This window comes from Candidatus Zixiibacteriota bacterium, assembly GCA_040753875.1.
Taxonomy (GTDB): domain Bacteria; phylum Zixibacteria; class MSB-5A5; order GN15; family FEB-12; genus DATKJY01.
Genome location: JBFMDV010000005.1, coordinates 496,697 through 509,860, shown reverse-complemented (window position 1 = coordinate 509,860; position 13,164 = coordinate 496,697). Strand labels below are relative to the sequence as shown.

At 56.3% G+C, this 13,164-nt stretch carries 10 protein-coding genes; 9 read left to right on the top strand and 1 reads right to left on the bottom strand.

Annotation, left to right across the window (positions count from 1 at the left end):
- Positions 1-8 precede the first annotated feature (8 nt).
- From nuoG to AB1644_03730, 9 genes are read left to right on the top strand one after another with little or no spacing between them, the layout of a single operon-like run.
- Positions 9-2,573 (top strand): NADH-quinone oxidoreductase subunit NuoG, encoded by a 2,565-nt coding sequence (gene nuoG / locus AB1644_03770; protein MEW6050164.1) that lies wholly within the window; start codon positions 9-11, stop codon positions 2,571-2,573.
- Between the two features lies 1 nt (position 2,574).
- Positions 2,575-3,567, top strand: a complete 993-nt coding sequence (gene nuoH / locus AB1644_03765) for an NADH-quinone oxidoreductase subunit NuoH (GenBank protein ID MEW6050163.1) — start codon at positions 2,575-2,577, stop codon at positions 3,565-3,567.
- A 34-nt stretch (positions 3,568-3,601) separates the two neighbouring features.
- Entirely contained in the window at positions 3,602-4,108 is a 507-nt protein-coding gene (gene nuoI / locus AB1644_03760; protein MEW6050162.1) for an NADH-quinone oxidoreductase subunit NuoI, read from the top strand.
- A complete protein-coding gene (locus tag AB1644_03755) occupies positions 4,105-4,692 on the top strand; it encodes an NADH-quinone oxidoreductase subunit J (GenBank protein MEW6050161.1) in 588 nt (195 codons plus the stop codon). Before nuoI ends, AB1644_03755 begins: the two co-directional genes overlap by 4 nt.
- Position 4,693: 1 nt before the next feature.
- Positions 4,694-4,996, top strand: coding sequence for an NADH-quinone oxidoreductase subunit NuoK (nuoK, locus tag AB1644_03750; protein MEW6050160.1), 303 nt, complete (start codon positions 4,694-4,696; stop codon positions 4,994-4,996).
- 7 nt (positions 4,997-5,003) lie between these two features.
- Positions 5,004-6,941: an NADH-quinone oxidoreductase subunit L gene (gene nuoL, locus AB1644_03745; protein ID MEW6050159.1), complete on the top strand. Its 1,938-nt coding sequence runs from the start codon at positions 5,004-5,006 to the stop codon at positions 6,939-6,941.
- A 4-nt stretch (positions 6,942-6,945) separates the two neighbouring features.
- The gene (locus tag AB1644_03740; GenBank protein MEW6050158.1) at positions 6,946-8,538 is read left to right on the top strand and encodes an NADH-quinone oxidoreductase subunit M; all 1,593 of its coding nucleotides are present in this window, start codon (positions 6,946-6,948) and stop codon (positions 8,536-8,538) included.
- The gene (locus tag AB1644_03735) at positions 8,526-8,738 is read left to right on the top strand and encodes a Uxx-star family glutaredoxin-like (seleno)protein (GenBank protein ID MEW6050157.1); all 213 of its coding nucleotides are present in this window, start codon (positions 8,526-8,528) and stop codon (positions 8,736-8,738) included. The genes AB1644_03740 and AB1644_03735 overlap by 13 nt, the downstream gene beginning before the upstream one ends.
- A 39-nt stretch (positions 8,739-8,777) precedes the next feature.
- The gene (locus AB1644_03730; protein MEW6050156.1) at positions 8,778-10,229 is read left to right on the top strand and encodes an NADH-quinone oxidoreductase subunit N; all 1,452 of its coding nucleotides are present in this window, start codon (positions 8,778-8,780) and stop codon (positions 10,227-10,229) included.
- 71 nt (positions 10,230-10,300) lie between these two features.
- Here AB1644_03730 and AB1644_03725 read toward each other — a convergent pair whose 3' ends face one another.
- Complete coding sequence (locus tag AB1644_03725; protein ID MEW6050155.1) at positions 10,301-13,036, bottom strand: S8 family serine peptidase; 2,736 nt, start codon at positions 13,034-13,036, stop codon at positions 10,301-10,303.
- Positions 13,037-13,164 lie beyond the last annotated feature (128 nt).

Below are 13,164 nucleotides of genomic sequence, written 5' to 3'. Positions count from 1 at the left end.
CACAAGCTATGGCTGATGTCGTGAAGACAACAGAACAAGTCGCTGTCGTGAAAACGGTCACCTTCACTATCGACGGCCGCACGACGACCGTCCCGAAGGGAACCACGGTATTGCAGGCGGCCCTGGATATGGGGATTGCCATTCCCACATTCTGCTGGCATCCGAAGCTCAAACCGGTAGGGGCCTGCCGGATGTGTTATGTCGAGATCGAAAGGATGCCCAAGCTGCAGGTGTCGTGCGCCACGGAGGCCACGGAGGGGATGGTGGTGCACACCGACTCCGACCAGGTGAAACGGGGACGCAAGGCGGTGATCGAATTCCTGTTAACCAATCACCCCTTGGATTGCCCCACCTGCGACAAAGGGGGGGAATGCGACCTTCAGAATCTGACGTTCGCTCACGGTTTCGACGACAGCCGATTCGAGTTCTACAAGCGACGCCATATTCCTGAAGGGGTCAAGAGCACGTTCGACGATCTGCGGATCGGTCCTGAGATCATACTCAATCGGAATCGGTGTATCCTGTGTTACAAATGTGTCCGCTCCAATAAAGAGGCGTTCGGCGAATACGACCTGGGTGCTTACGAGCGGGGCAATATCACTGAGATCAACGCAGCGCCAGGAGAACTTGTCGATAATCCGTTCTCGGGGAATCTGGTCGAGATCTGCCCGGTGGGGGCGCTTACCAACACCGACTGGCGATACAAGATCCGGGTCTGGCTCACGCAACAGGCTCAATCGATTTGCAATTTCACGTCGTCAGGAACGAACATCACGTTCTACAAGGAAGACCATCAGAAGAAGATCTTCCGCACTACGTCTCGGCGGAACGATGCCATCGACGATGGCTGGCTGGCCGATGTCACCCGCTACGGGTATCAGATCGTCCATTCGCCCGATCGGCTGCAAACGCCGCTTATCAAGAAGAACGGCAAGCAGGCACCGGCGAGTTGGGACGAAGCCCTGGCGCTCGTAGCCAGGAAACTAAGGGACATTCGTGATGCACGTGGCGCAGCATGCGTAGGTGGATTGATCGGTCCGAATCAGGACAACGCCACGCTCTATAGCTTCAACAAGTACCTGCGGACAGTTATCGGTACGAATGCGGTCGATTTCCGCTCCGAATACCGGTCTCTGCCCACGGACCCGCAATCCCCATATGCGGTGCTGGCGATGCAGCCGTTCACGATCGCTGACATCGACCTGTCCGATCTGATTGTCGTGTTTGGCAGCGACCTGGTAAATGAGCATCCCAACGAGTACCTGAGGATCCGAAAAGCCCGCAATTTCAGTAATCCAAAGATCTATTCCGTCAATGCGTTCGCGGTCAAATCGGCTGACGTTGCCGACCTCGAGTTGACCTACGCCGTGGGCACCGACGAGGCGTTTGTCAACGGTCTCTGCCTGGCCGCTATCGAACAGAATCTGGCCGATAGTCAGTTGTGTGCCCAGTTGAAGAAGAGCATCGCTCCATTGACATTAGCCGAAGCCGCTGCACTCTGTGGGGTGGCGTCGACTGACCTGAAACATCTGGCCAAGGCATTATCAGAGTCCAGGAAACTTACGTTCGTTATTGGCGAGCAGGTAACGCGATCGAAGCAGAGAGATGTTATTGCAGCGTCGCTCTGTAATCTGGTGCGACTCCTCGGTCTGAACCAACGCGGCCAGGTCGCGGTGCTGGCTCAGCATGCCAATTCTGTCGGCGCCGAAATGCTCGGCGCATTGCCGAGCCCGGCAACTGCCGTCAGAACAGAACTGTCATCTATCTGGCGTAGCTATCCGGAGTCGCCGACACTGTCCACGGACCATATGCTCGAACAGATGCTGCGAAACGAACTCGATGCGTTTCTTGTTGTTGCCGCGAATCCGATCATGATGTATCCCGACCGCACGTTTGTCACCGAAGCGATCGAGAAGCTCGACTTTCTGGTGGTGTGCGATTTGTTCGAGACAGAAACAAGCGCACTCGCCGACGTGGTACTTCCACTGGCGGCCTGGGCCGAATATGGCGGGGCATACGTGAATTTCGAATGGCGCGTGCAGACAGTCGGGCAGGGCATTAAGCCGCGTTTCGACGTGCGACCAGGCTATGTCATTATCGAGGCGCTCGCCGATCTGGCCGATCGACGGCTCTTTGCGTCCGATGCCGACAGACAGAAGGAGATCGACAGCCTGTTGGCATTACAGCGACGTCTGGAGTGGCCTGATCAGTTTCTCGAAGTGAAACCGTCGCCGGAAAAAACGGACAAGCAGTACCCGTACGCATTGATAGTGGGTGATGACCCGCATCATCGCGGGTATGTGACCGAGAAAGCCGCGTCGCTTGTAAACTTCTGCGGCGAGGCCTATATTGAACTTTCGCGTGAGCTGGCCGAGAAGCTGGACATCGAGGTCGGCACACCGGTCCGTGTGGAATCAGCCACGGGCAAAGTGGTGGTGACTGCAAAAATATCGGATCATTTGGATAATGACGTGGTCTTTATGCCGCGCAATTTCTCCGCCGCCAAGGTGAATGCCCTGCAATCCCGCTCGAAGCGGGTCGACCGGATCAGAATAAGCAAGGCGGTTGATTGATATGCTCGAGACCGCCATTATATCGTCGCTCAAGGTGATCATCGTGATCGTCGCCGTGTTGACGGGCTGCGCCTGGGCAACCTATCTGGAGCGAAAGGTGCTGGCGTATTTGCAGCATCGGATCGGGCCGAGCTATGCCGGGCCCTACGGCCTGCTTCAGCCGGTCGCCGATGCCATCAAAATGGCGTTCAAAGAGGACGTGGTTCCGGACCGTGTCGAACGGCTTACCTACAGTCTGGCGCCGATCCTCGCGTTTGTGCCGTCGCTCTTGTCGTTCGCCGTGGTTCCGTTCTCGGCCGATTTCTCGCTGGCCGGTCGCGAGATCACGGGTGTCATTTCGGATCTGAACATCGGTATCGTCTTCATATTTGCAATAACTTCGCTTGGCGTCTATGGCATCTGCCTGGCCGGATGGTCTTCGGGTTCAAAGTACTCGCTCATGGGCGGCCTGCGTTCGTCGGCGCAGATGATTTCCTATGAGATCAGCTACGGGCTGTCGATTATCGGCGTCATTCTAATCGCCAACACCCTGTCCATGCGGGAACTGGTGGAGAAGCAGGCGACCGTGGCGGACTGGTTCATCTGGAAACAGCCGCTGGGATTTCTTCTGTATCTGACCTGCGCGATTGCCGAGACCAACCGGGCGCCGTTCGATCTGCCGGAAGCCGAATCGGAACTGGTGGGGGGCTACCACACGGAGTACTCGTCGTTTCGGTTTGGGATGTTCTTCGTAGGCGAGTATGCCAATATGATCGCCGTGTCGAGCGTGGCCACGACGTTGTTTCTCGGCGGCTGGCAGGGGCCATGGCTTCCGGCGGGACTGTCCTTCCTGTGGTTTTTTATCAAAGTGTTTTTCATGATGTTCTTTTATATCTGGCTGCGCGGCACCTTTCCGCGTTTCCGCTACGACCAACTGATGAGTTTCGGGTGGAAGGTGCTGTTTCCGTTGGCGATTGTGAATATTCTCATCACCGCGCTGGTGGTGTTGTGGTGAACGATGGGCGGGCTGGTGTAAAGGTCAGGCGGTTATGAAGGAGATCATCAAAGCGCTCGGACATGTGTTCGTCAGGATGCCGCAGGGACTGGGCGTGACGTTCAAGCACCTGTTCAAGAAGCCGGTGACGCTCGATTATCCTCGTGAAAAGAAGCCGATGGCGCCTCGCTACCGGGGGCGGCATTACCTGGAGCGCTACGATGACGGTACCGAGCGGTGTGTCTGCTGCGGGTTGTGCGCCGCATCCTGCCCGGCCGACGCCATTTATATGGAGCCGGAAGAGACGGAGACCGGCGAGCGGAAAGCGAAAGTGTACGAGATCAATCTGTTGCGGTGCATCTTCTGCGGTTTCTGCGAGGAAGCGTGTCCCGAAGAAGCAATCTTCCTGGGGCAGGAGTATGAATTCTCCAATTTCGACCGCAATTCGTTCATCTGGACCAAAGAAGACATGTTGGTGCCGTATCCGCGTAAGGACAATCCGTTCAAGCGGATGATCCGCCGCGTGCGCCGGGTCTACGGAGTGCAGGACGCCACCCGATGAGCCTGGATCTGATCATCTTTGTCATTTCAGCTGCTGTAGCTGTGCTGGGCGCAACCATGATGATCGTGCAGCGCAACCCGGTCGCCTCGGTGCTCTATCTCATTCTCTCACTGGTGGCGCAGGCGGTACTGTATATCCAGTTGGGGGCTTTGTTCCTCGGCGCCATTCTGGTGATCGTGTATGCCGGGGCGATCATGGTGCTGTTTTTGTTCGTCATCATGCTGTTGAACCTTCGCGGCACCGAAGATCTCGGCGAACATTCGCACCCAGGCAGCCGGTTCGTAAAGTATCTGTTTGCCGTGCTGCTGCTGGCGGAGTTGGTTTTCGCTATTCGCGGGGTGTTCCTGGGGGGGCCGCGGCCAGGTATCATGACAACAACACCGGACCAGTTCGGTTCGGTCAGGTCAGTCGCGATGCAACTGTTCACCAAGTACCTCTATCCGTTCGAACTGACCGGCGTATTGCTGCTGGTCGCGGTGGTGGGGGCGGTGGTGGTGGCGCGGCGTTCACGCCATGATGAGGAAGATCAGTCGCCGCAGGTAACGCTGGCAGAGTCGCAGGAACCGAAACAGGCGGTGCGATAGGATGATCCCGATCTCGGCATACCTGACTCTGGCAGCGGTGCTGTTCGGTATTGGCACGATTGGCGTGATGATGTCGCGCAATGTGATCGTGCTCTTGATGTCGATCGAGCTCATGTTGAACGCTGCCAATCTCGCCCTGATTGCGTTCTCGCGGGCGCTGAATATAGTCGACGGACACGTCATCGTGTTCCTGGTGCTGACGGTGGCGGCGGCCGAGGCAGCGGTTGGTCTGGCCATGATCATTACCATCTACCGGAACCGGGAGACGATCAATATCGACCGGTTCAACATGATGAAGTGGTAGTCTGAGCATGGCTGAGTATCTGTACTTGATCCCGCTCTTCCCGCTGATCGGGTTTCTGATCAACGGGCTCTTGATAGGCAAGCTGCCTCGGACGGTGATCTCGATGGTCGGTTGCCTGTCGGTCGGGCTCTCGCTGGCGCTCTCGATTCTGTTGTTTTTCGAACTGAAGGGGATGCCGTCTGAAGCTCGGGTGATTGAACAGACCCTCTTCAGTTGGATTTCCTCAGGAGAGTTTCATGTCGAGATCGCCTGGCTTCTGGACCCACTGTCGGCCGTGATGATTCTGGTCGTCACCGGCGTCGGTTTCCTGATTCATGTCTACTCGGTCGGATACATGCACCATGATCCGGGGTATGGACGCTACTTTGCTTATTTGAATCTGTTCACTTTCTCCATGCTCACTCTGGTTCTGGCGAACAACTACCTGCTCATGTTCGTGGGCTGGGAAGGGGTAGGGCTCTGCTCGTATTTGTTGATCGGGTTCTGGTTTCACAAGAAGTCGGCCTCGGATGCCGGCAAAAAGGCGTTTATTGTCAACCGGATCGGCGACTTTGGATTTCTGATCGCGCTGTTTCTGTTGTTCTGGAATGTCGGCTCGCTGGATTTCCGCGCCGTCATGCACCAGGCACCCACGGTATTCGTGGTCGGCGGCGGTTTGATCACAGCGATCGGCCTGCTACTGTTTGTTGGCGCCATAGGCAAGTCCGCACAGATACCGCTCTATGTCTGGCTCCCCGATGCCATGGAGGGTCCTACGCCCGTGTCGGCGCTCATACATGCCGCTACGATGGTCACTGCCGGCGTGTATATGATCGCTCGTTCAAGCGTGTTGTACACGATGTCGCCGACGGCGCTCCTGGTGGTGGCGATTGTGGGCGCAGCGACCGCTATTTTTGCGGCCACTATCGGTCTCGTGCAAAACGATATCAAGCGGGTGCTTGCATACTCCACAGTCAGTCAACTCGGCTATATGTTCCTGGCCTGCGGCGTGGCGGCGTTTTCGGCCGGCATATTCCACCTAATGACGCACGCCTTCTTCAAGGCACTCCTGTTTCTTGGGGCCGGCTCGGTCATTCACGCCATGTCCAATGAGCAGGATATCCGAAAGATGGGAGGGCTGAGCAAATACCTTCCGGTTACCTACCGGACATTCCTGGTCGCTACGCTGGCCATCGCCGGAATCCCGCTTCTTTCCGGGTTCTTCTCGAAGGACGAGATCCTCTGGAAAGCGTTTTCATCCGACCATGGTCACCCGGTCCTCTGGCTGATCGGTTTCATCACGGCGGGGTTGACGGCATTCTACATGTTTCGGCTCGTGTACGTGACGTTTTTCGGGGCCGAGCGGATGGACGCGGAAACCAAGCACCATATCCACGAATCACCGCGCACCATGACCGTGCCGCTTATGATACTGGCCGTGCTCTCGATTATCGGGGGCTTTGTCGGTATGCCGCACGTGTTCGGGGCCACGAACTATTTCGAGAAATGGCTCGAGCCGGTGATGGCCCCGGAGCATGGATCGACGATCGAACTCGCGCGCGCCGCGCACGGCGGCAGTCCGGAGATGGAATTATTGCTCATGGTCCTCTCGGTACTTTTGGTGCTTGGCGCAATTTGGCTGGCCAGGTACTATTACAACAGGAATTTGCAGGCCATGACGTCGCTTCGCGAGAAGCTCGCCGGCGTTCACACTATCCTGTTGAACAAATACTATGTTGATGAACTCTACGGGGCAGTAATCGTGCGTCCGCTTGTATATGGCTCAGTGTTTTTGTGGAAAATATTCGACGTGCTCATCATTGACGGGTTCATGAACGGTCTGGCCTGGCTGGCCAAAGAACTGTCCGACACGATCCGTTATGTCCAGTCCGGTCGGGTACGCGGTTACGCCACACTATTCGTGATCGGTGTCGTGGTGCTGATGGGTTATCTGCTGGCGGGATGATGCTATGAACGTTGATATACTCACACTGGTGACGTTTTTCCCGCTACTGGGCGCAGCGCTTCTCCTCCTGGTGCCGCCGAATCGACATGACACCATCAAGGGGGTAAGCCTGATCATTGCCTTTGTGACCATGCTGATCTCTTTCGTGTTGTATTTTCTGTACGACCCTGTTTCCAGTGGCTGGCAGTTCGAGGTGAATTTCCCCTGGGTGCAGTCGCTGGGGATCAGCTATCACATGGGCATTGACGGGATATCGCTGCTTCTCATACTCCTGACCACCATCCTGACACTTCTGTGCGTACTGGCCTCCTGGAACAACATCACCCAGGGAGTGAAGGGGTATTTCATTTCGATGCTGGTGCTGACAAGCGGCATGATCGGTGTGTTCTGCGCGCTTGATCTGTTCCTGTTCTATGTCTTCTGGGAAGTGATGCTGATACCGATGTATTTCATCATAGGGGTCTGGGGAGGCCCGCGCCGGGTTTATGCAGCGATAAAATTCGTTCTGTTCACCATGTTCGGCTCAGTGTTGATGCTGGTAGCAATCCTGTATCTGTATTTCCAATACCACACCTTTGCCGGCGAATACAGTTTCGACCTGACCCGCATCATGCAGATGAAGTTGGCCTATCAGCCTCAGCTTTGGTTGTTCGGTGCGTTTGCACTGGCGTTCGCTATAAAGGTCCCGCTGTTCCCGTTCCATACCTGGCTGCCGGACGCTCATGTCGAGGCCCCGACCGCCGGCTCGGTTATTCTGGCGGGAGTGCTCCTGAAGATGGGGACCTACGGTTTCATCCGCTTCTGCCTGCCGCTGTTTCCCGACGCCACGATCGCTTATCTGCCGTATATCAGCGTGCTTGCGATCATTGCGATCATTTACGGCGCTCTGGTATCAATGGTGCAGAAGGATGTCAAATCGCTGATCGCGTTTTCTTCGGTTTCGCACATGGGGTTTGTCATGCTGGGGATGTTCGCCCTCAATTTTCAGGGGATGCAGGGCTCGATCATTCAAATGATCAACCACGGCGTGTCGACGGGGGCACTATTTCTAATCGTCGGCATGATCTACGAGCGGCGGCACACCCGCATGATCGAGGACTTCGGCGGTCTGGCCAAAGTGATGCCGATCTTCTCGACGTTTTTCATGATCGTCGCGCTGTCCTCAATAGGTCTGCCGTTCACTAATGGGTTCGTTGGTGAATTCCTCATTCTGCTCGGCACGTTCAGAAGCAACCAGACATACGCCATACTCGCCGCCAGCGGCGTAGTTCTAGCCGCCTGCTATATGCTCTGGATGTATCAGCGGGTTATATTTGGAACCGTCACCAGGAAGGAAAATGAGGGACTTCGGGACCTCAGTGTTCGCGAAAAAGTCATCCTCACACCATTGGTGGTGCTGATATTCTGGATCGGCATCTATCCCAAGCCGTTTTTCGAGCGGCTGGAGCCGGCCATCAAACAAGTGCTGACACAGGTGGGTCAGGCGAAGAACGCGCAGATCGACGAACATTTTCAAATAACTCCCCGGGCACAAGACGATATTCCCAAGGTCCTTATCGGGGCTTCGGAGAAAGGTGAAGAGAGATGGCAGAGGTGATCATCTATACCAAGACCGGCTGCCCGTACTGTGCCGCGGCCAAGAAGCATTACACCGACAGCGGGATCCCGTTTTCGGAGATCAATGTGACGGAGAAACCAGATGAAAAAGAGAAGGTGCTGAAGCTGTCCGGCGGCAAGCGTATCGTGCCGGTGATCGTTGAGAAGGGCGAAGTCAAACTCGGATTCGGCGGCGGCTGAGGGTTCTAACATGGTGCGGTGGTCGCCGCACAAGGGTGTATGATCGACTATATTTCGACACTGTCAATCGATTTCGGGCTTATCCTGCCCGAACTGCTTCTGCTGATAGCGGCGTCAGTAATCCTCATGGTGGCCTTCATGCGTCGCTTGTCGCGGCTCTCGCCGCTTATCGGCGTCATAGGTCTGGGGGCAGCGCTGCTGACAGCGTTGGCGCAGCTCAATACACAGAAGGGCGGATTTGCGGGGATGGTGACGGTTGACCCGTTTGGCGCCTTGTTCAAAGTGCTGTTTGCGTTCGCCTCGCTTCTCTCGCTCGCCATCGCTCTGCGCTACCTGGAGTCAAACAAGATAAATCATCCGGAATTCTACGCTCTCCTGCTCATATCGACTATGGGCATGATGGTGATGGCCACCAGCACCGATCTGGTGGTGATCTTCCTGGGACTCGAGATCATGTCGCTGCCGCTGTATGTCATGGCCGGGCTGGCAAGGCGCTCGCTTGAATCAAACGAGGCCGGTATCAAATATTTCATCATGGGGGCATTTGCCACCGGCTTTCTGCTCATGGGGATCGCGTTTATCTATGGTGCCGCCGAAACGACCAACCTCCGAAGAATTGTCACTGATTTCGCCTACGTCTCAGGCAACGCCAAGACATATCTGTACGCCGGCGCAGGGCTGCTCCTGATCGGCTTTGGTTTTAAGGTGGCTGCGGTGCCGTTCCATAGCTGGGTCCCGGACGTGTATCAGGGGGCGCCCACCCCCGTGACGGCGTTCTTCTCCGTGGCACCGAAAGCGGCTGGTTTTGCCGCGCTGCTGCGCATCTTCAATTTTGGCCTGGCCGATCTTGATGCCATGGTGCCGGTCCTGTGGGTGCTGGCGGCGCTGACCATGTCGGTGGGGAATATCCTCGCTCTCCGGCAGGATAACGTCAAGCGGATGCTGGCCTATTCATCGATCTCGCACGCGGGATACATTCTGGTGGCGCTCACGGCCGGCGGCAGCGAGGCAGTCTCCGCGGCGATGTTCTATCTGATAGCATATACCCTGTTCAACCTTGGTGGCTTTGCGGTGGTGACTCTTCTGGAGCAGCGCACTGGCTGCAGGTCAGATTTCTCCGAGCTGACCGGTCTGTCGAAGACTAACCCGTATCTAACGGCGGTACTGGCGCTGTTCATGTTTGCGCTTTCGGGATTCCCGCCAACCGTTGGTTTCCTCGGCAAATTCTATATCTTTGCGGCCGCCGTGAATGGCGGGTTCATCTGGTTGACGGTCATCGGCGTCATGAACTCTTTCGTCTCGGTTTACTACTACCTTCGGGTCGTGAAAGTGAGCTACTTTGACCAGCCTGCCGAAAATCCAAAACCGGCGGCTGTTACACCCGCGTTATTCCTGGTGCTTGTAGTAGCGGCGATCGGCACGCTGGGGTTGGGATTATTCCCGGACAGAATTCTCGAACTTTCCCGAAGCGCCTTCTTCGCGCTCATGTAAGTCCGAAAAAAGACAGAAAAGAAAAAGGAGGCCGGTGCAGCGGCCTCCTATCGTTTTCTGCTAAGCGGCGATTAGAGGACTTCCCAGTACGAACAGGGGTCAGGGCCGCCAAAGAACAGATACTCCACCATGTAAGTCAAATCGCTGATGTCCACTGCACCGCTGCAATCAAGGTCGCCGGATTCCATCGGGATCGGGGCAGCTCCGCCGAAGAACAGATACTCAACGAGGTAGGTAAGGTCGCTGATATCTATGCCGCCCTGTCCGTCGACATTTCCGGCCATGACCTGATGTTGTACCACGCTTGATGAGAGCAGCACCGCTATGCCGTCATGTACTTCGTTGGCCGCCGGTGTGCCGTTATTGTAGTAACTGAGCGCCTGGCATTCGACTTGCGACAGACCGATAAGCGCGGTTTGATTCAGCCCGCCGGCGTCAACGTTCAGATATTGATAGAGCATTTTGCCGTCGGAAGTGAGCACCATCTCGAAATCCGTCTGCGTATCGAAATTCACAAAGTTTGCCAGCCGATACCACTCGATGACCAGGGTATCATTGGTAGCGCTTCGATAGATGTAGACACCGGCCTGCGGCACCTGAGCGCTGTCGATGATGAGGTCGTTCCAGAAGGCCGGCAGAAACGAGGTGAACGGCGAACCGGGCACCGAGGTGCTCGAATAATATCCGCCGAAATTGAGAGTCGAATTCGTGAACGAGATCGCGCCGTTCGGACTGACCCAGAACTGGGTGTACAACGAATCGAAGAACGGGAACGCGAAACCGATCGGCAGCGGGCCGGCGGTGCCGTCATCGAGGGGGTTCAGGCTCGGGTTATAGAACGAACCATTGCCGAGCTTGCTTCCGATGGTCAGCGCGGGGATCCAACTGAATGTTGGGCCGCCGAGATCGTTCGATGAGAGTGCCTGATAGGTCGTGTCGTTACACAGAACCGCAAAGAACACCGGCACGACACTCAGGGAATCGAGCGGCTGCGGGACCGGCCCCCAGTTGACTTCCACTATTCCCTTGTAGTCCGCGATCTGTTGCGCCAGCACGCTTGCATCCATCGTCACGTTCAATTGAAGTGAATCGGATGGATTCACCGAGCCGCTGGCGGGTGCAACGGTCAGCCAGTTGGGCATTTTGTTGCGCGCCAGACTGTCATTACCGACTGCGGTAAACGCCACGGCGGTGGTCGTCGAACGATTATGCAGCCAGACAGGACGGACAACAACGGCACCTTGAAGTACCGTCGTGTCGATGGCCAGCGGTGACGTATACAGCGAGGGGGGCGCCGTGAAGCCGCCGATAGCGGCCTGCAGGTCAGGGCGAGGACCGATGTGTTTGGAGAGATCCCCAAGCTGAGCCGTCCCGGTGGAAACAAGAGCGGTTCGGATCTGATCGGCTGTGAGAAAAGTACCGTAGGCAGCCATGTAACGCCCTTGAAGGCACGCTACTGCGCCGGTGACGATCGGTGAGGCCGACGACGTCCCGGAGAATCCCGATGTATAGTACTGGTTCTGGTCGCCGCCGCCGGTGAACAGGTCACCGTAGCCGGTGGTATAGACGCCACTTCCATAACCCTGCAAGTTCACGCGCTCGCCATAGTTGGAGAAACTCTGGCGCTGAAGGTCCAGCCCCGAGGTATTGGGATACCCCGCGCCGGCGATAATGGCATGTGAATTGCGATAGGTCGTATCGAACAACTGGGCGTATAGTGTCTGGTCATCGAAATTTTCCGCACCGTTCCCTGCTGCCTCAATAACCGTGATGCCGTTGGCCCAGGCATACTGAATAGCATCAAAATTGGCTTGCCAATATTCCATGCAGACGTAGCCGAGCTGGTCCGGTCGAGACTGGAAATTGTAGTGCGGCCCTGGAGCGTGAAGCTCGATGAGAATGAGATCGCCGGGTGTCAGGTTCGCCACCGCCGTGTAGAGCGCATCGGCCGTCGACAGGGTCCCGATCGAGATCATCCCGACATCGGCCCCGGGGCAGATACCGGAAACGCCATAGCCGTTGTCGCCGGCGATCATCTCGCCAAGCACCGCGGTGCCGTGATTTATCCAGGAGGCATCGTTTATCATCTCGCCGGCGATAAGTCCGCCCACCGCTTTGTCCAGGTCTTCATGCGTAGTCTGCCAGCCCCCCTCGATATCGATGATCTTCACACCGGTACCATCGCCGCCTGCCAGAAGATTGGCGTAGTCAGCATCGACACCGGCTGGAGCGGCAGTACGATATCCCTGAAACGGTTTGTAGTTCGGGGTGGGAGGTGCAATATCTCCGGCCGGTTCGGGCGCCGGCTCGTAGTAGGCGATCTCAACCATGTCGAGCCGGTTGAGGTCGTTTACCAAACGCTCGGCTTCCGCCAGCGACTGAATCTCGACCTGGTAGTAGCTGTTCAGATCGGCGAACTGCCGTTTTATCCTGATCTCAAGCTGTTCCTTATGTTTGTCGAGCGCCATTTCGGACTGGCTCTTAAACAGGCGCTCAATCCGCTGCCCGAGGTACGGAGACAAAACAGCTTCAATCTCCTTTGTAGATATGCTCTGCATCGATATGAGCCGGTTCCCTTTGAGTCGAACCCTTGGCTCATCGACGAATTTCACCACGACCATGCCACCTTTGGCGGAGGGGTCAATAGTGGTGAGGGTCGGTTTGATCGGAAGGACACGTTTCTCCAGACCGGCTGAATCCGTTCCGGCCAGTTGGGCCGCAAAGACCTGACTTTCAAGAGCGAACCAGAAGCCGAGGCCGAGCGTGAGGAGTACACCAAAGAAAGCTAATGCAGCACGCCGAGACATTATCCCTCCTGGATAGGTTAAGGCTGACAGTGTTACGCATCAAGGCCGAAACGACCGAGCGAGTATCAACCCAAATATACGGCTAATTGCCACTTTGTCAACAAGTTATACGTCTACAGGAATATCGG